Raw genomic sequence first — 17,587 nt, 5'->3', positions numbered from 1 at the left:
GATCGTGCTCCTATAAGAGGGCGCGTCGCGTTCAGAACCGGTACGTCAGATCCACGCCCCAGCGTCGCGGTAGCGCCTTGAATACGAAGTTGTTGGTGTACCCCGGGCTCGGGAAGAACTGCGGACCGGGCGACCATTCGGCGTTGTACTCCTCGTCGGTCAGGTTCTTGCCCCACACCGTCGCGCTCCACGCGCCGCCATCGAGTCCCAAGCGCAGGTTCACCAACTCAACGGGATCACGCTCGGTGAAATTATCGGGATAGAACCAAGTCGGTCCGATCGCCTCGAGGTCCGAGCGTACGAACATGCTCAACTCGTCGCCGAGCGGACGGCGATATTGCAGGCCCAGATTCGCGCTGTACTCGGACACCAGCGGCGCTTGATTGCCCACATCGCTCGGCGCGCGACTGGATTCTTTGATCTCGCTGTCGGTGTAACCCAGGCCGAGATACGCCTCGAAGCCGGTCGCGAGCAGCGCCTTCAATTCCAGCTCGACCCCTTGATAATCCACCCGCTCGAGGTTGCCCAGATTCTGCGTGCTGGTGGTGGGATCGAATACGAAAAAGTACGAACCTTCGGCGCGGGTGTGATAGACGTTCACGCTCGCGCTGAGGCGGCGCTCCAGGAATTCCGCTTTCGCTCCGATTTCATAGGTATCCGCGGTTTCGGCGTCGAACAGATCTTCCACCCCGGCGATGCCGGCCGAGCCGACGCCGGTCTGATTGAAACCGCCGCTGCGGAATCCGCGGCTGAAGCCGGCGTACAGAGTCGAGCTGTCGCTGGGTTTGTAGCGCAATGTGACTTTTGGCTGCCACTCATCCCAGGTGCGATCGCGAACCTGTCCGGGGAAGGCGATGCCGACCAGTGGCCCAGGAATGAAGGCGGCCGGCGTCTCGGTCGTGTTCTCCCGTTCGTCGCGGTCGTAGCGCATGGCCAGCGACATTTCCATCTTCGCCGTCAGATCGAAATCGACGTTGCCGAACACCGCCCACGCGAAGTTGTCCTGCGAGTCGGCCAGATACGTGAACTGCGGGTTGAACGCAGGCAACGGCCGCCGGCGTACCTGCGGCACGACACCCGTGCCGAGATCGAAAACGTTGCCCGTCGAGATGAAACGATCCGTGGCAATGCCATACACCCCAGCGATCCAGCGCACGCGCTGCCCGGCCGGCGAAGTGAAGCGCAACTCCTGACTCACGGCTTCCACGTCCAGGAACTGATGCTGGGCCTGATCCGAGCGGAAGAACGCAAACAACACCGAGTCTTCGATCGGCAGGAAGTCGAACTGGTCGCCGGTGAGAATCTCCTTGAGCGTGTCATAGGAGCTGACCGACGTGAGCGTGCCGGCGCCGGTTTCGTAATCCATCTTGAGCGAGACACCGTACATGTCGCGCTCGTTCACGCCAGGATTGTTCACGCGCACTGGCAGGCTCGTGTCGTTGACGCTCTCGGTGATGTTGAAATACAGCGCCTGCGTATCCACCTGCGACGAGTTCAGTCGGAGGTCGGCCGTGAACTTGTCCGAGGGCTCCCACAGCAACCGCACGCGCGTGGATACATCCCGGAACGGATCGGCCTCCTCGCCCAGGAATGCATTGTCGATGTACCCGTCCGTCTCGAAATACGACGCCGCCACCCGATACTTCAATGTATCCGTGATCGGGCCACTCATACTGCCGCGCAGCCGCTGGCCGGGCCCGGACTCGTAACCTGCCGTGATGCTGCTTTCGAACTCGTCCGTCGGCCTTCGTGTATTCACGATGATCGCGCCACCGATGGCGTTGCGCCCGTAGAGCGCGCCCTGCGGCCCTTTCAGCACCTGGATGCTTTCGATATCGACCAGCTCCTGGTTGAACTGCGACGGATTGACCATCAACACACCGTCGATCAGCACCGCGACCGAAGGCTCGCTATTGCGCGCTTGTGAGATGCCGCGCACTGTCACAAACGACGTGCCTTGATTCTGAGTCTGCACCAGGCTCATGTTGGGCGTGAGGTCGATGAAGTCCTGCGGCCGCTCGATACCGGCCGTCTCGATATCGGCCGCCGTGAACACGTTGATCGCCACGGGCACGTCGATCACGGCCTCGTCGCGTTTGCGCGCGGTGACGATGATCTCTTCGAGACTGGTGTCGCTCTCCAGACTCTGCGGCTGGCCCTGGTCCTGAGCTGGCGCATCGAACGGCGCAAGACACAACGCCGCCGACACGCCAGTCAGTACCAGCCCCCACCCCCACTTATTCATAGTCATGGTCCGCTCCCCCATGCCGCTCGCCCTTACCCCGCCGTGACCTCCGAGACTTCAGGCCAGGCCCCGCTCGCAGCGAGGGCTTTGCGAATTTCCGCGCCGTGCTGGTCGAGCAGCGGCGCCGACGTCACTCGTTCCGATTTCGCGCCATCGAACTGGACGGCGGGACGAACCGCCCATTTACCGCCGCTCGCCGATTCTACTGGAACGATCAGTCCGAGATGGCGCACCTGCGGATCGTCGACCACTTGATCGACGCGATTGATGGGCGCGAACGGCACGTCGTTGTGCTCGAGCCTTTCGACCCAATGCCGCAGCGGATGACGTGAAAACAATGCATCGAGCTCCGCGCCTAGCGCTTCGTAGTGATCGATGCGTCCCTGCCGGGTCCGGAAGCGCTCGTCAGTGCTCAGCCGCTCGCTGTCCAGCGCGGTGGTCAGGCCTTGCCAGAACTTTTCGATGGACGAGAGATGAATCGCGACGAGCTCGGGATCCGCCGTGCGCAGGATGTATGCCTGCGCGAGTCGCGGCCGGTCGCTCGACTTCGGTATCTCGTTCAGAGCGAAGAATGCGGCGAACGGCTCAACGGCGAAGTGCGCCATGGCTTCGAGCATCGAGACTTCGACGTGCCGCCCGCGCCCCGTGCGCGAGCGCTCGATCAACGCGCCGAGAATTCCGAATGCCCCGTAGATGCCAGTGATGGCATCGGCGAGCGCTGGCCCGAGGAAACGCGGACGATCGCGATCGACCACTACGCTCAGAAAGCCGCTGAGGGCCTGAGCCACCGAGTCGTAACTCGGCCGGTCGGCATACGGCCCGCTGGAGCCGAAGCCGCTGATGGAGCAATACACGAGCCGCGGATTCAACTCGTGCAAGCGTTGGGCGCCCGCGCCGAGCCGCTCGGCGGTACCAGGGCGGAAGTTCTGGATATAAACATCCGCATTGCCGATGAGGCTTTGGAAAGCCTCGCGATCCGCCTGCTGATGCAGATCGAGAGCGAGGCTGCGCTTATTCCTGTTGTACGCCTGGAAATGCGGTGAGAACTGTCCGCCCTGATAGCTCCGGTAAGGATCGCCGGTGGGACTCTCCACCTTGATGACATCGGCGCCGAGGTCGGCCAGCATCATGCCGGCGCACGGGCCGGTGATGAACGTGCCCTGCTCGACGATACGGATGCCGGAGAGGACGGATTGCATGATGCATCTCTATCGATCGCGCCTCACGAACCCATCCGGCTGTGGCCCGTCGTAGTCGATGGCCAATGCGCCCGCATGCGACAGCACGAAGCCGATCGGACGCGAGCGTTCTTCCAAGAGATGTGCGATGAGACTGGCGGTGCGCGCAAGCAGCGGCGCCCCTTTCAACGCCAGCAACGGATATCCAGCGTCCAACAGAATCGCCGGAATCGCCGCTGAAACATTCATGGCGAGTGGCTTGCCCACGATCTCCGGCAGCACGCTCTCGATGACCTGAGCCGCCTCGACGTGACGCCCGCTCGTTCCGGTTTCCTTTGCGACTCCGAGCAATCGCCGAGCGCGCGGATCGTAGCCCTTGTGCAGCGGATGACCGTAACCAGGAATGGCTCGCCGCGCTTCCTTGTAGTCCCGAATGATCTCGATTGCCACGTCGTCCATCGACGAACGCGACGCGGCTCGCGAAGCGACTTCATCTAACAAGCGGCCCGCATCTTCGGCCGCGCCGAGAATCACCGACCCACAGCCGAGCAATCCTGCCGCGACCGCCCCTTGCAGCGCTTCGGGCGCCGCGGCGAGTGTCATTCGGCCGACTTGCACACTCGGCACCAATCCATGTTCGGCAATCGCGACCAAGGCTGCATCGAGCACACGACGCTGTGCTTCGTTCGGCAACTCACCCGTGACGAGCAACCAGACGTGGTCGGTGAAAGAGATGCGCCCGATCAGTTCCTCGCACAGATCACGCCCGCGCACGAGGATGGTTGCCTCGTTCGAGGTGGAGATCGCCGAGGCCCGATCGGCCTGCGCACCGATCTTCATGCCCGCGCTCCCTGCGGGCCATGCCTGGACAATTTTTCGGATATCGAATAAATATTCGTCATACGAATCATGCTGGATCCGGCCCCCGGGGCTGTCAATCGCGATTGCCGCGTTTTTTCGCTTATCGAAAAGAGCCCCTCAGAGGCATTTGTCATGAAGAAAGCCGGCGCCTCGAACCCAGCCTCATCATTGCGACGCGAAGCCATGGGCGGGCTGGCGAAGGGCCTGGAAGTCATCCGCGCCTTCACGCACGACTCACCGTCGTTGACGCTCACTGAGATCGCCGGTCGAGCCGGCCTCCCTGCCGCGACGGCGCGGCGATGTTTGCTGACGCTCGCGGAGCTGGGCTATGTGATGCAGTCGGGACGCAACTTCCTACTGCGGCCCAAGGTGCTCGAACTGGGCGCGGCGTATCTGGACTCGATGAATATCGAGGTGCTTACCAAGACTTATCTGGAGGATCTCGCGAGTCAGACCGGCGATTCCGCGGCGCTGACGGTGCTCGACGGCACCCACATTGTTTACGTAGCACGCGCGTCGGTGCGTACATTGATGCGATTGGAAGCGCATGTCGGCAGTCGCCTTCCTGCCTATCCCACGTCCATGGGCCGCGTGCTGCTCGCCGGTCTGTCGCCGGAAGGTTTAGAGAAATATTTCGAGGAAGCGGAGATCACGGCGCTGACCGAGCGCACGGTCACCGATCGCGCAAAGTTACGAGCGCTGATCGAGGAATGCCGACGCGTCGGATACTCCGCCGTCGAAGATGAGCTGGCATATGGTGTGGTCGCTGTCGCGGTGCCCATATTCGACAAAGCACGCCGCGTCGTCGCGGCGCTCAACAGCTCCAGCCATTCGAAAAAAACCACGCGCGCCAGACTGGCCAAAGAACGCGTCGCGCTCCTGCAAAGCATAAGTGCGCAGATCTCCCGCGAACTGCAGCGAGTGCCGGGATTGTCGCTCAGTGCCCAGACGTGATGTTTTGACCGGCAACGTGGCGGACGGCACTGCCCGTCCGCCACGAGTCTCGTTCTAATCTTCTTCGACTTCCTGAATCGGCGGCAAGGTCGCGCTGATATCAGTGACATTGTCCTCGCCGGCGATCTCACAGACCGGATGTGAGAAGTCGTTGGCGAGGCTCGGCACGGGCACGACACCAATGTAGTTGATGTTGTCATCGCCCGCCGCACTCACGCCCCCTGGCACGAAGTCCAGATCGAGCGCGTGCCGGGTGCGCCAGGCGATGTTGTGATCGGCGCACGAAGTATCGCCGCTCACCCCGACGGCGCCGAGGAGGACGCCGCGCTCGTTGTACAGCGCCAATCCGCCGCCAAACACATTCACGCCGCCGATGCGCAAGCCCACCATCGGATCGTTCGATTGGCCGAAGCGAGCAGCAGGTCCGCGATATGCGACGAGCGTCTCGACGGGATTGCTGTGCTGAAGACCATACAACGAGCCGCCAGGCTGCACCGCCGCGTATAGATTCGCAGTGGACAATGCCAGACCGGGCAGACTGAAAGCATTCGCCGTGTTCGCCTTCTGAGCAGAAATCACGCGACTGCCGGGCCACTGCGATCCGCGATTTTCTCCAGTGAACGCAACCGCGCAAACGACGCCGTCGCGATCGACGATCGTGCCCCACATGTCGAGATCGAAACCGCCGTTGTCTTCCTGTCGCGCCGCGGTCAAGGCTGTTTTCAATTGTGCGTACGACGGCAACGAGGCACACCTCGAGCTCGCTCCGTTTTGTGACGTACCATTTTCCCCGTCATTGGCCGCCGCCGTCATTGTGACTGCCGCCAGAGTCGCCACGCACCACGATCGACGCAGATTCGCGTTCATGAGCTTGCTCCTGTTATTCGCTGCGGGTGATTGGATCGATCACGCGGACGAAACGACAGCGGCGCGGCTGCTACGCTCCGGGTAATCCTGCAAGCAAACTCCTTCGGTGCGCCCTGCACATGAACTGAGCGGGCCGATGCATCACGCTCGGCGATGATCATCGACCCTTATACGCTCACGAAACAGAAATGGCATTCAGTGGCGGGCGCAGTTTCGCTCAACGTTTGGTTTCGCCACGCACGTCCACATGCACCAGGGCGAATCGACTGCCGTTGCCGTGCGACTTGATGGCCACGATTCTCTGATGGTCCTTGACGCCCACCTTGTAGACGACTTCATGGTCCCCGGGTTCGTGCGGGTCGCAAGTCAGTCGGTCCTCGGATTCGGCGCTGGAGGTTTTGGACGCGGCATCGGTGCATTCGAGAACTTCGCCATATCTGGCGAGCGCCTTCTTATAAAACGCCGCGACCTTGTCCGGTCGGTCCGACGACTCCAGTTCGGCGGCGGCCACTTTCAGACCGAACGATCCAGTCGACAGGCCCAGGTTGGCGCCGGAACGGGACTCGCCAGGATCCTTGTAGGGCTTCGCCCCAGGATACATCGGCAAGCCGACATCGGCCGCGCTGGCCTCGTCGGTGAGCTTCAATTGAACGTCCATCCCCTTATCGTCCGCACTGCAGGCGCTGACCGCGAGCGACACGACCGCCACCAGGCAGGGCGCGATGTGCATCTTCATGAACCTGTTCTCCTTTGAGCAATCCGAGCTCAGCGATTCTACCTTCCGACAAATACACCGCCGCGGCTCCGGAGTTACAGCGCGCTGGAAAGAGCACGACCGTCCACGGACGTGGACACTCCCGATCGAGCGCGAGCGGCGCTTCTTCACTGTTCTATAACGAATTGTTTCCCTGGACAGCCGGTGCGATCCGGCTGGAATGACCCTTGCTGTGTCCGCCTTCGCGAGAGATTTCTCGTCCTTGGAGGAGACACAGATGAAACGAACATGCGCTTGCGCCGCCTGGATCGGCATCGCGCTGGCCGGCACCGTAGCGGCGGACGAATCCGGTCCGTATGTCAGCGCGGGCTTGGGGCGGATCGACGCGCCAGATGGGTCGAATCTCGGCGCGCTCACGGGCGAGACCGAGAACGACGAGTGGAGCTGGACGGTCGGCCTCGGCTATCGCTTCAATCGAAACATCGCGCTGGAGCTTGGCTATGTGGACCTCGGCAAAATCCAGTCCGATCTGACGGATGCCACGGGGCTCAGCGATGCCAGCGCACACGCCAGCTTCGGCGCGGACGGAGCGACGTTCGCATTGGTGGGCACGTTTCCGATCGGTCGATGGGAACCGTACATCAAGGCAGGCGTGCTGTTCTCCAGCACCGAGTTGCAGTTCTCGGGCACGATCGATGCCACGCCTTTCGCCGGGCGCCTCACCAACGACAACGAAGATCCGCTCTACGGCGCCGGCTTGCGGTTCAATGTGACGGAGCCGCTCCAGGTTTATCTGGACGTGACATATCTCGACGATGTGGGCGAGCCCGAGACCGGCCGGTCCAGCTACTTCAACGGCACCGCCGGTGTGCTCTGGCGATTCTGAGTCGGCGCGGAGTGTCCACGAAGATGGACACTCCCCTGACGTATCGGCCGCGTGCACAATACACGGCAGATGCGTCGGACAACAATAACGCCGCGCATGAGTGCCAGATCTTCAGGAAGGCCCGCTCGACGACGCTTCACGCCATGAGATTTCGGCTGCGCTGGCTGCTATTCATCCTGTTGCTGCTGCCTTGGGCGGCTCTGGCGCAATCGCCGGAACAGTCGGCGACAGGCCGCGATGTTCTGACCATCGACGAATTGACCTGTCGCGGCAATCTCGCGACCTCCTGCGATTTCATCCTCGGGCACATTTATCTCGCGCCTGGCGACAGCGTCGACGAAGTCGAGCTGAGCAACGCGCGCCTGCGTCTGGCGTCGCTGCCGAGCTTCGACTCAGTGGATATCTATCTGGAGCGGGGCATCGCACGAGGCCACGTTCGAGTCATCGTCGAAGTCGTCGAAGCGGATCCCTACCTGCGCGAGTGGCTCGCCGGCACCTCGCTGCGCTTCGATAGTGCAAGCCAGCTGCTTGCCGGCCGCCTCACCCACCAAAACCTGTTCGGCACCGGCAAGCTGCTCGACCTGACGGTGTACGCATACGCGCCGCTCGACGGCCTGGTTCGCAGCGAGTACGGCGGTCGTCTGCAGTACGTCGATCCGCACTGGCGCGATGACAAGCGCACGTACCTGATCGCGGGCGTGTCGGGTGCCTATCTGGACAGCGAGACGATCAATGGAACGCGGGCGAAGGCCCAGCACGTCGGCGTCGACGTAACAGTGGGTCGCCGCATCTTCGATTTTTCATTCCTGAGCCTCGGCTACCGATACATCACGTTCCCTGACGTCCGGATCACGGGCCGGTCGTCCGACGGCAGCGACTTTCGGTTCGACGTCGCATACGACAGGCACAACGTGACTGCCACGTATGGATGGAACTCGGAGGATGACCCGTATTTCCCCACGCGTGGCTCACGCGCGGTGTTGCACTGGTCGTGGGTTTCGACAGAACACGACATGATCACCGAGGGCGGCATTCGCAAGACCTGGACGACCGACAACGGCACCTCCTGGGTCATGCAAGTCGCCGACACGCCCAGCACGGAATATCGGTCGTTCGTCGATGAGCACTTCGAATTCGTCGGGGGTTTCTCCCGACCGATCGGCGGCAGCGCGGACGGCGAAATACAACGCGGGCGGTGGTACGTCGAGACCGGGTACAGCCCGCAGGGCCATAGTCTGCGCGGCGAGCGGCAGAAAGAATACGGCGTGAAGGCCGGCGTGCGCTTGCAGACGCGCTCGTTCGGTATGGTCGACCTGTATGTCATCGGGTCCGGGCTGCACACCGACAGGAGCGCTGAGTGACGCGCGTCCTGTGCCTCATCTGTCTGCTGTTGCTCGGCGCTATCGTGGAGGCGGCCGACATCACGCCCGTCATCCGTGAGCGGAACATTGGAGTACGCGTGCGCGGCCTCGCTCTCCCCGAATCGCTTCGCAAAGATCTTCGCAGCGGCTTGACGAACCGGGTCCTGCTCCGCATAACCTTGCTCGAAGGTACGGAAACTCGCGCGAATGCGAACGTCGAGATTGCGCTCAAGTACGATCTGTGGGATGAACGTTTCAGTAGCCAGCTCACTGTCAACGGCACGGCGCTCAGCGCACCGGAGTTGCGGACCGTGGATGAGGCATGGGCCTGGCTGATCGATTTGAGTCTCCTGCAGTTGTTCGAACGTCCCGCGACGCCGGCGACACTGACGCTACAAGCAGAGGTACTGCTGAATCCGATCGAGCGTGAGCGCATGGAACAGATCCGCGAATGGGTCAAGGAGAACAGTCGGTATGTGCCGTTGGAGGGCGCGCCTGGCGCCGCGTCGGAGTCCACATCGAACTCCGTCTTCAACCGCATCTTCGAGCACTATGCCGCCGATCAGAACATGGCCGCGCAGTGGCGGGAACAAGTGACCTCGACGCCCTTCAACGTGAGCGCACGGTGAGCGATCGGAATATCAAGCTGCTGCTGTTCCTCACGATTCTCGTGGTGAGCGTGCTGCCGATGCTCGCCGCGCTGTACTTCCTGGATCGCAGCCTGCAGACAAGCCTGAACCTCGGCTTCAACCCGCACATTACCCGCGTTCTCGAAGACAGCTCGCAGAACCTGCTGACGTTGCGCAAGCTCGATTCGGAGCGCCAGGCGGAGTACCGAGAGCAGTTCGAAGCGATCGAAGAGCTTCGGCACGTCTATGAGCACCCTGCGCTGGTTCGTCGCAGCGTGCTCGAATCGTTGCGCATCTACTTCGCGTTGGGGCTGGTGGCAGCGCTGGCATTCTCGGTGCTCGTCGCAGCATTGTTGAGCCGCCGGATCGCGCGCGCCTATACGCAAACGTTCGATGAGCTGCTGAAACAGCGCGAGAAGGTCCGCTATCTGCAGGAGATCTCGGCCTGGCAGGAGCTGGCGAAGATGCTGGCCCATGAGATCAAGAATCCGCTCACGCCCATCGAGGTACTGGTGAGCTCTCTGCGCAAGGCGCATGTACAGCTCTCCAACGAGGAATTCGCTGCGCGGCTCGCGCAGACGCAGGCGATGATCGGAGAAGAGTTGCAACATTTGAAGCGGACCGTGGATCACTTCTCTGACTTCGCTCGGCTCCCTGCAGTGAAGCTGGAGCCGGTGGAGTTGTCGGCGACTCTGTCGCAACAACTGCAGGCCGTCGGCTCGATGTTTCCCAATGCGAGGATCGAGTGGAATGCGGAGCCCGCGACGAGCGTGCGAGCCAGCATCGATCCGACTCTGTTTCGCCAGGTTTTAACCAATCTGGTGCGCAATGGCGTTGAAGCCAATCCCGGGCGTGAGGTTCGTTTCTTCGTGCGTTTAACGCAGACGGACCAGGGCATCGAGGTCTCGTTGCGCAACGACGGCGTGCCCGTTCCCGACGATCTCGTGCCCCGCTTGTTCGACCCTTACGTCTCGGGCACGCGCGGCAAGGACAACATGGGCCTGGGGCTGGCGATCGTACGCAAGATCGTGATCGACCATGGCGGAGACATCCGCTATCGGCCTCAGCATGGCGCACCGGAGTTCGTCATCAGCCTGCCAGGAGCCCGTCATGGCTGACGCTTCCATTCAACCGACTGTCCTGGTGCTCGACGACGAGAAGAACATCCGCCACGCGATTCAAATCGCGCTCGAGCAGGAGGGCATGCACGTTATCGCCGCACATGACGTGGCCAGCGCGGCTCGCGCCCTCGATGAACGGGTGGTCGACTTGATGATCCTGGACATTCGTTTGGGCGAGATCGATGGCTTGGCCTTTTTTCGCAAGCTGCAGGTCGAAGGGAGCGCCGTACCGACCATCTTCATTTCGGGCCATGCCACGCTCGCCGAGGCGGCGCAGGCCATGAAGATCGGCGGCTTCGATTTTCTGGAGAAACCTTTCAGTGCAGAGAAGATCAGCGTGCTCGCGCGGCGTTGCCTGGAACATGCAGCACTCCAGCAGCGACTGCACGCCATCGAGGCGCGCGAAGGCGTTGGGGAGATCGTCGGCGACTCGCCTGCCATACAGCGGTTGATCGCCGATGCTTTGAAAGTCGCGGACACGCAGGCGAGCGTGCTCATCACCGGCGAGAGCGGCACGGGCAAGGAACTGGTCGCGAATCTGATTCACGCGAATTCTTCGCGGCGGGACGCACCCATCGTGAAAGTGAACTGTTCGGCGATTCCCGAAAATCTGATCGAAAGCGAGCTGTTCGGTCACGAGCGCGGCGCCTTCACCGGCGCTCATGCGCCCCGACGCGGACTGTTCGAGACTGCGCATCGGGGCGTGCTGTTCCTGGATGAAGTCGCTGACTTGCCGTTGGGCGCGCAGGCGAAGATTCTGCGAACTCTACAGCATGGCGAGATTCAGAAGCTCGGCGCCGAGCGAACTCTACGCGTCGACGTGCGAGTGATCTCCGCCACGCATAAGGATCTGAAACGCTGCGTCGCTGACGGCTCCTTTCGCGAAGACCTGTATTATCGACTCAACGTGGTCCCCTTGCGCGTGCCGAGCCTGCGCGAACGCCGGCGCGACATTCCTCTATTGGTGAACTTCATCGTGGCTCGCTTGTGCGCGAAGCATAATCTTCGCGCCAAGCAAGTAGACGCCGACGCCATGCACGAGCTGGAGCAGTATTCCTGGCCCGGCAACGTGCGCGAACTGCAGAACCTGCTCGAACGCGTACTCATCATGAGCGGCGACCGCATCACCCTGCTCGATCTCCCCGAAGAAGTGCTCGCCGTCGTCGACGACCCCGGCAGCAAGCACACCGCCCAGTCGAGCCTCAAGGACTGCCGCGACCAGGCCGAACGCGATCTCATCCTCGCCACACTGAAAAAACACGCCGGCAACATCAGCCGCACCGCCCTCGACCTCCACGTCCGCCGGCCGTACCTGCACCGGCGGATGTCCGCCCTCGGCATCTCCAAGAAGGATTACTTCGGCGGGTGAGCGCGGATGCCTTTTCGAGGCGACTTAACGTCGCCTCGAACCGCGCGAACGACGGTACACGGATGTACCGGCTGGCTGAGGCTCCATGGACGGCTGCTTGAGTCGAAGCTACTTCTTGGCCGCGAGGCCGTCCTTGCTCATGCTCTCGAGGTGCCCCGGTTGAATCGCGCCGTCCGAGCGGCCCTTGAGATAGGCGTACAGCCCAGTGAGGTTGTCATTCACCATTTTGCTGGCGCTGAAATTCGGCATGCCTTTTTCGGGTCGCCCATTCAGCACCACCTGTTCGAAATCCTGTTTGGACAGTGCCTTCAGGCTCTCCACCAGCGAAGGGCCGACGAGACCCTCCTGCTCCGCCCCGTGACACCGTTCGCATGCGAGCGCACGCCACGTGCGCCAGCCACCGAGAGTCTTCTCATCCACCTTGTGACCATCGACTACTTCATAGGGCGGGGACTCGCCCGCGATCCCCTGGCTCGCCGCGAGTGCAGTCGCGGCGACGATGAAACTCAGTGCAAAGGCGCGTTTGCTCATTGGCTACCCCCTGAAAGAGACGTTGTTTACATGGTCCACCGCATGCTGTTGAACTGAAGTTCCAAAATACGCCGCCACGAGCTCAAGCGATCTTGAGCGCCGGCTCACGCTTGCGATATCCCTCCGCCATCCGCTCGAGCGACAGCGGCTTGATCTTGCTCGCCTGCCCGGCCGAGCCGAAGGCAAGAAAGCGCGAACGGCAAATGTCTTCCGCCGCCGAAGTCGCATGCGCCAGAAACTTTCTCGGATCGAATTCGCTGCGATCCGTATTCATCAGCCGCCGCATCGCCCCGGTCATGGCGATGCGTATGTCCGTATCGATGTTTACCTTACGCACACCGTTGCGTATGCCCTCCTGAATCTGCTCGACCGGCACACCGTAAGTCTCCTTGAACTCACCGCCGTGCTCGCGAATGATCGCGAGCCACTCCTGCGGCACGGACGAAGAGCCGTGCATCACCAGGTGCGTATTCGGGATGCGCTCGTGAATCTCTCGAATCCGAGAGATCGCGAGAATGTCACCGGTTGGCCGCCGCGAAAACTTGTATGCACCATGCGACGTCCCGATGGCGATAGCCAACGCGTCGACGCCTGTCTGCTCGACGAAGTCGGCGCACTGGTCCGGATCGGTGAGCATCTGGTCGTGGGTCAACTTCCCCTCCGCACCCGAGCCATCCTCCTCGCCCGCCATTCCCGACTCCAACGAACCCAGGCAACCGAGCTCTCCTTCCACCGACACGCCGACTGCATGGGCCATCTCGACGACCTTCGCCGTCACGCGCGTGTTGTAGTCATAAGTAGCAGGCGTCTTCATGTCCTCACGCAGCGAGCCATCCATCATCACGCTGGTGAAGCCGGAGCGAATCGATGCCTGACACACGGCCGGGCTCGCACCGTGATCCTGATGTAACACGATCGGAATGTGCGGCCACGCTTCCGCCGCCGCGAGAACAATGTGACGCAGGAACGCTTCGCCCGCGTACTTACGCGCTCCAGCGGATACTTGCAGGATGGCTGGGCTGTCGGTTTCGTCGGCCGCCCGCATGATGGCCTGCACTTGTTCCATATTGTTGACGTTGAACGCAGGCATGCCATAGCTGTGCTCGGCCGCGTGATCCAGTAATTGTCGTAGTGAAACCAGGCTCATGAGACCCCCTTATCGTCTTCTGTCGAATCAGTCCCCGCGAGCACCGCCGACACCACTCGCTCCGGCGTGAAGTCGAAATGACGCATCAAGTCCGACGCGGGTGCCGATTCGCCGAAGCAATCGATGCCGATGACCGCGCCACGACGGCCGACATACTTGCGCCACAGATCTGTGACGCCGGCTTCCACGGCGACACACGGCAAGTGGGCTGGCAGCACTTGTTCGCGATACAGCGGGTCTTGCCGATCGAACACGTTGGTGGACGGCATGGAAACGACACGCACAGGCACACCTTCACTCGTAAGCACCTTCTGTGCTTCAACCGCGAGCCCCACTTCAGAACCCGTCGCAATGATGACTGCGCGAGGTTCCTCTTCCGGCTCCACCAGCACATAGCCGCCCCGCCGAATGCAATCTATTGCTTCCAGACTTCGCGCCTGAAACGGAAGATTTTGACGGCTGAACACCAGGCACGTGGGTCCGTTGGCGCGCTCGATGGCGGCGGCCCATGCCGCTAGCGACTCCACGGTGTCGCACGGCCGCCAGACGTCCATGTTGGGGATCACGCGCAACGTCGCGAGATGCTCGACCGGCTGATGCGTCGGACCATCCTCGCCCAACCCAATCGAGTCATGCGTGAACACAAAGATCGACCGGATATGCATGAGCGCCGCCATGCGCAGAGCATTCCGGCAATAGTCCGAGAACGTGAGGAACGTGCCGCCGTAGGGAATGAATCCGCCGTGCAGCGCCAGCCCGTTCATGACCGCGGCCATACCGAACTCGCGCACGCCGTAGTAGAGATAATTCCCTCCACCGCCGTTCGTGATCGCGCGAGAACCGGTCCAAAGCGTCAGATTCGAGCTCGCAAGATCCGCCGAGCCGCCAATCAGCTCGGGCAACACAGGCGCAATGCCTTCGATGGCCTCCTGTGACGCCTTGCGCGTCGCCATGGTCGCGGCCTTCGCATGCGTTCGCGTCATCAACCTGCGAATGTGCTCACCGAAGTCCCCGGGCAACTCACCTCGCATGCGACGCTCGAACTCCTGACTCAGCTCGGGATGTGACTTCGCATACTCCGATCGCGTATGACGCCAGGCCGCCTCGGCGGCAGCGCCTGCGCTCCGGGCATCCCAGCTCTCATATATATGAGGCGGAATGTCAAAAGGCGGATACTCCCACCCCAGCACGGCGCGCGTGGCAGCGATTTCCTTGTCGCCCAGCGGAGCGCCGTGAGAATCGTGAGTGCCGGCCTTGTTGGGCGAGCCGTGCGCGATGACGGTCTTGCAGCAGATCAGCGAGGGCTTGTCGGCCCTGGCTTTGGCGGCGCGAATCGCATTGTCGATCGCCTCGCTGTCGTGCCCGTCGACCTGCAACACATGCCAGCCATAACTCGTGAAGCGCGCCGGCGTATCGTCGGTGAACCATCCCGACACGTGGCCGTCGATGGAGATCCCATTGTCGTCATAGAACGCGATCAGCTTCCCGAGACCCAGCGTTCCGGCGAGCGAGCACGCCTCGTGCGAGATGCCCTCCATCATGCAACCGTCGCCGAGAAAGACGTAGGTGTAATGATCGACGACCTCCTGACCGGGCCGATTGAACTGCGCCGCGAGCACTGATTCGGCGATCGCCATGCCAACCGCATTGGCAATACCTTGTCCGAGCGGCCCGGTCGTGGTTTCCACTCCCGGCGTGACGCCGTACTCGGGATGTCCCGGCGTCCTCGAATGCAACTGACGGAAACGCTGCAACTGTTGCAACGGCAGGTCGTAACCCGTCAGATGCAACAGCGCATACTGCAACATCGACCCGTGACCGTTGGACAGCACGAAACGATCACGGTTGAACCATTGTGGATTGGCGGGGTTGTGGCGCAGATGACGTCGCCATAAGACTTCGGCGATTTCCGCCATGCCCATGGGCATGCCGGGATGACCCGAATTCGCCTTCTGAACCGCATCCATCGCGAGGACGCGCAACACGTTGACGCTGTCGCGCCGGGCTTCGGTGCTTTGTGAGGCTGGCCGCATCTTGATCTCGGCGCTCATGCGATGGCCCTCAGCGCGTGACAACCACTCTGCTGAGCGACGCTCAGCGCCAGGATCTCCTCGAAGTTGCTGACGACTCCGTCCGGCTGGAACTGCGCAACCGGCATGCCGTGTGAGTAGCCGTAGTCCACCACCACGACACGGCAGCCAGCAGCTTGCGCGGCGACCACATCGGCGCCCGAGTCGCCCACGAGCAGCATCCGCGAGGGCTGAACACCCGCTTGCTCGCAAGCGGCCAGCAGCATATTCGGACTGGGCTTTCGATCTTCGCAACGATCGCCGCAGAACACCGATGAAAAAAATCCGCTCAGCCCCGCCGATCTCAGCAGCGGCAGCGCGAACTTGCTTTCCTTGTTGGTCACGCAGAACAACTTGAGCCCGGCCTCGTGCAGGGTTCGCAACGTATCCACCACCCCCGAGTACAGGTGGCTGCGCTCGAACAAACGTTGGCCGTAGAGATTACGGAACAACGCGTTCGCCGCCGCATGTTGCGCTGGATCGGGCTTTACAGTGCTTTCCTCGACGATCTTCGCCACGAACTCATCGATGCCGCCGCCGATGAACGCAGTGACGCGCTCTTCGTGCAGCGGGCGGCCGCCCAGGATGAGCAGCATCATGTTGGCCGCCGCCGCGAGATCCGGCGCGGTGTCGACCAGCGTGCCGTCGAGGTCGAACGAGACGGCGTCGATGCAATCGATGAGTTTGGGCATGTCGGACCTCCTCGAGGGTTCAAAGTTGTTCTCAGAATGTCGGCTCCAACAGCGCGCTGCTCGAGCGTTGCGACCTTCGCGCCAGCGATTCCTTGCGCCGTTCGATGAGCCGCAGAATCATGGGAGTGAAAATGAGCTGCATGGCCAGATCCATCTTGCCGCCCGGACACACGATGGTGTTCGGCCGGGACATGAAAGAGTCGTGCAGCATGGTCAGCAGATAAGGGAAATCGATGCCCGCCGGATTCGCGAAGCGAATCACCAGGCAGGATTCCTCGGGTGTCGGAATAAACCGTGCGATGAACGGATCCGATGTATCGACCATCGGCACACGCTGAAAGTTGATGTGCGTGCGTGAGAACTGCGGACAGATGTAATGAACGTAGTCATGCATTCGCCGCAGGATGGTGTCCGCCACCGCCTCGGTGGAGTAGCCTCGTGTCGCGCGATCACGATGCAGCTTCTGGATCCACTCGAGATTGATGACCGGCACGACGCCGATCAGCAGATCGACATGCTTCCAGATCTGGAGGTTTTCGTGAGCCGCCGCGCCGTGCAATCCTTCGTAGAACAGCACGTCGGTCGGATCCGGCAGGTGTTCCCACTCGGTGAAGGTGCCCGGCTTCTGTCCATACGGGGCCGCCTCATGATCGTCGTGCAAATACTTGCGCCGGCGTCCACGACCGCTGTCCCCATAGCTCTGGAACAAACCGTCGAGCTCGGCGAACAGGTTCGCGTCGGGGCCGAAGTGGCTGAACGTATAGTCGCCGCTCGCCACCGCCTCGGCCATTTTCTGCTTCATGCCGGCGCGGTCGTAACGATGAAAGCTGTCGCCTTCGATGAACGCGGCCGTGATCGCCTCGCGCCGGAAGATCTGCTCGAAGGTTCGCATGACCGACGTCGTACCGGCCCCGGAAGAGCCCGTGACGGCAATGATGGGATGCGTGGCTGACATGGGAACC

16 protein-coding genes are annotated in these 17,587 nt (G+C 61.9%); 6 read left to right on the top strand and 10 right to left on the bottom strand.

The window, feature by feature from the left end:
* Positions 1-31 precede the first annotated feature (31 nt).
* Genes VGD45_RS06565 through VGD45_RS06555 form a run of 3 tightly spaced genes read right to left on the bottom strand, consistent with a single transcriptional unit; the run spans position 32 to position 4,263 of the window.
* Positions 32-2,251 (bottom strand): TonB-dependent receptor, encoded by a 2,220-nt coding sequence (locus VGD45_RS06565; protein WP_331154474.1) that lies wholly within the window; start codon positions 2,249-2,251, stop codon positions 32-34.
* 26 nt (positions 2,252-2,277) lie between these two features.
* Entirely contained in the window at positions 2,278-3,444 is a 1,167-nt protein-coding gene (locus tag VGD45_RS06560) for a CoA transferase (protein WP_331154473.1), read from the bottom strand.
* Positions 3,445-3,453: 9 nt separating this feature from the next.
* On the bottom strand, positions 3,454-4,263 hold the full coding sequence (locus tag VGD45_RS06555) for a citryl-CoA lyase (protein WP_331154472.1): 810 nt from the start codon (positions 4,261-4,263) through the stop codon (positions 3,454-3,456).
* A gap of 153 nt (positions 4,264-4,416) precedes the next feature.
* On the opposite strand from VGD45_RS06555, the gene VGD45_RS06550 reads away from it, so the two are divergent.
* Complete coding sequence (locus tag VGD45_RS06550; RefSeq protein ID WP_331154471.1) at positions 4,417-5,238, top strand: IclR family transcriptional regulator domain-containing protein; 822 nt, start codon at positions 4,417-4,419, stop codon at positions 5,236-5,238.
* A 54-nt stretch (positions 5,239-5,292) separates the two neighbouring features.
* Here VGD45_RS06550 and VGD45_RS06545 read toward each other — a convergent pair whose 3' ends face one another.
* Together VGD45_RS06545 and VGD45_RS06540 are read right to left on the bottom strand one after the other, a co-directional pair.
* Positions 5,293-6,051 carry a GlcG/HbpS family heme-binding protein gene (locus tag VGD45_RS06545; RefSeq protein ID WP_349263227.1) on the bottom strand — a complete coding sequence of 253 codons (759 nt, stop codon included), beginning with the start codon at positions 6,049-6,051 and terminating at the stop codon, positions 5,293-5,295.
* A gap of 271 nt (positions 6,052-6,322) precedes the next feature.
* The gene (locus tag VGD45_RS06540) at positions 6,323-6,841 is read right to left on the bottom strand and encodes a hypothetical protein (protein WP_331154469.1); all 519 of its coding nucleotides are present in this window, start codon (positions 6,839-6,841) and stop codon (positions 6,323-6,325) included.
* Between the two features lie 256 nt (positions 6,842-7,097).
* On the opposite strand from VGD45_RS06540, the gene VGD45_RS06535 reads away from it, so the two are divergent.
* Genes VGD45_RS06535 through VGD45_RS06515 form a run of 5 tightly spaced genes read left to right on the top strand, consistent with a single transcriptional unit; the run spans position 7,098 to position 12,186 of the window.
* Positions 7,098-7,706, top strand: coding sequence for an outer membrane beta-barrel protein (locus VGD45_RS06535; RefSeq protein ID WP_331154468.1), 609 nt, complete (start codon positions 7,098-7,100; stop codon positions 7,704-7,706).
* A 23-nt stretch (positions 7,707-7,729) separates the two neighbouring features.
* A complete protein-coding gene (locus VGD45_RS06530) occupies positions 7,730-9,067 on the top strand; it encodes a BamA/TamA family outer membrane protein (protein WP_331154467.1) in 1,338 nt (445 codons plus the stop codon).
* Complete coding sequence (locus tag VGD45_RS06525; RefSeq protein WP_331154466.1) at positions 9,064-9,696, top strand: hypothetical protein; 633 nt, start codon at positions 9,064-9,066, stop codon at positions 9,694-9,696. Before VGD45_RS06530 ends, VGD45_RS06525 begins: the two co-directional genes overlap by 4 nt.
* The gene (locus VGD45_RS06520; protein WP_331154465.1) at positions 9,693-10,814 is read left to right on the top strand and encodes a sensor histidine kinase; all 1,122 of its coding nucleotides are present in this window, start codon (positions 9,693-9,695) and stop codon (positions 10,812-10,814) included. Before VGD45_RS06525 ends, VGD45_RS06520 begins: the two co-directional genes overlap by 4 nt.
* Positions 10,807-12,186, top strand: a complete 1,380-nt coding sequence (locus VGD45_RS06515; protein ID WP_331154464.1) for a sigma-54 dependent transcriptional regulator — start codon at positions 10,807-10,809, stop codon at positions 12,184-12,186. The genes VGD45_RS06520 and VGD45_RS06515 overlap by 8 nt, the downstream gene beginning before the upstream one ends.
* 108 nt (positions 12,187-12,294) lie before the next feature.
* Here VGD45_RS06515 and VGD45_RS06510 read toward each other — a convergent pair whose 3' ends face one another.
* The 5 genes from VGD45_RS06510 to VGD45_RS06490 form a co-directional block, all read right to left on the bottom strand.
* Positions 12,295-12,717 (bottom strand): c-type cytochrome, encoded by a 423-nt coding sequence (locus tag VGD45_RS06510; RefSeq protein ID WP_331154463.1) that lies wholly within the window; start codon positions 12,715-12,717, stop codon positions 12,295-12,297.
* Between the two features lie 82 nt (positions 12,718-12,799).
* Complete coding sequence (gene fba / locus VGD45_RS06505) at positions 12,800-13,864, bottom strand: class II fructose-bisphosphate aldolase (RefSeq protein WP_331154462.1); 1,065 nt, start codon at positions 13,862-13,864, stop codon at positions 12,800-12,802.
* Complete coding sequence (gene tkt / locus VGD45_RS06500; RefSeq protein WP_331154564.1) at positions 13,861-15,897, bottom strand: transketolase; 2,037 nt, start codon at positions 15,895-15,897, stop codon at positions 13,861-13,863. The genes fba and tkt overlap by 4 nt, the downstream gene beginning before the upstream one ends.
* Positions 15,898-15,911: 14 nt before the next feature.
* Positions 15,912-16,625, bottom strand: a complete 714-nt coding sequence (locus VGD45_RS06495; RefSeq protein WP_331154461.1) for a phosphoglycolate phosphatase — start codon at positions 16,623-16,625, stop codon at positions 15,912-15,914.
* Positions 16,626-16,656: 31 nt separating this feature from the next.
* Positions 16,657-17,580: a phosphoribulokinase gene (locus VGD45_RS06490; RefSeq protein ID WP_331154460.1), complete on the bottom strand. Its 924-nt coding sequence runs from the start codon at positions 17,578-17,580 to the stop codon at positions 16,657-16,659.
* Positions 17,581-17,587: the final 7 nt, after the last annotated feature.

The organism is Steroidobacter sp. (assembly GCF_036402275.1).
Taxonomy (GTDB): domain Bacteria; phylum Pseudomonadota; class Gammaproteobacteria; order Steroidobacterales; family Steroidobacteraceae; genus Steroidobacter.
This window is presented reverse-complemented; position numbering and strand designations above follow the sequence as displayed.

Excerpts from the sequence above, each read along its gene's own strand:
- VGD45_RS06555 (WP_331154472.1), bottom strand. The coding sequence starts at position 4,263 with ATGAAGATCGGTGCGCAGGCCGATCGGGCCTCGGCGATCTCCACCTCG.
- VGD45_RS06510 (WP_331154463.1), bottom strand. The coding sequence starts at position 12,717 with ATGAGCAAACGCGCCTTTGCACTGAGTTTCATCGTCGCCGCGACTGCA.
- fba (WP_331154462.1), bottom strand. The coding sequence starts at position 13,864 with ATGAGCCTGGTTTCACTACGACAATTACTGGATCACGCGGCCGAGCAC.
- VGD45_RS06490 (WP_331154460.1), bottom strand. The coding sequence starts at position 17,580 with ATGTCAGCCACGCATCCCATCATTGCCGTCACGGGCTCTTCCGGGGCC.
- VGD45_RS06535 (WP_331154468.1), top strand. The coding sequence starts at position 7,098 with ATGAAACGAACATGCGCTTGCGCCGCCTGGATCGGCATCGCGCTGGCC.
- VGD45_RS06515 (WP_331154464.1), top strand. The coding sequence starts at position 10,807 with ATGGCTGACGCTTCCATTCAACCGACTGTCCTGGTGCTCGACGACGAG.
- VGD45_RS06540 (WP_331154469.1), bottom strand. The coding sequence starts at position 6,841 with ATGAAGATGCACATCGCGCCCTGCCTGGTGGCGGTCGTGTCGCTCGCG.
- VGD45_RS06565 (WP_331154474.1), bottom strand. The coding sequence starts at position 2,251 with ATGACTATGAATAAGTGGGGGTGGGGGCTGGTACTGACTGGCGTGTCG.
- VGD45_RS06545 (WP_349263227.1), bottom strand. The coding sequence starts at position 6,051 with ATGACGGCGGCGGCCAATGACGGGGAAAATGGTACGTCACAAAACGGA.
- VGD45_RS06560 (WP_331154473.1), bottom strand. The coding sequence starts at position 3,444 with ATGCAATCCGTCCTCTCCGGCATCCGTATCGTCGAGCAGGGCACGTTC.
- VGD45_RS06550 (WP_331154471.1), top strand. The coding sequence starts at position 4,417 with ATGAAGAAAGCCGGCGCCTCGAACCCAGCCTCATCATTGCGACGCGAA.
- tkt (WP_331154564.1), bottom strand. The coding sequence starts at position 15,897 with ATGCGGCCAGCCTCACAAAGCACCGAAGCCCGGCGCGACAGCGTCAAC.
- VGD45_RS06530 (WP_331154467.1), top strand. The coding sequence starts at position 7,730 with ATGGACACTCCCCTGACGTATCGGCCGCGTGCACAATACACGGCAGAT.
- VGD45_RS06495 (WP_331154461.1), bottom strand. The coding sequence starts at position 16,625 with ATGCCCAAACTCATCGATTGCATCGACGCCGTCTCGTTCGACCTCGAC.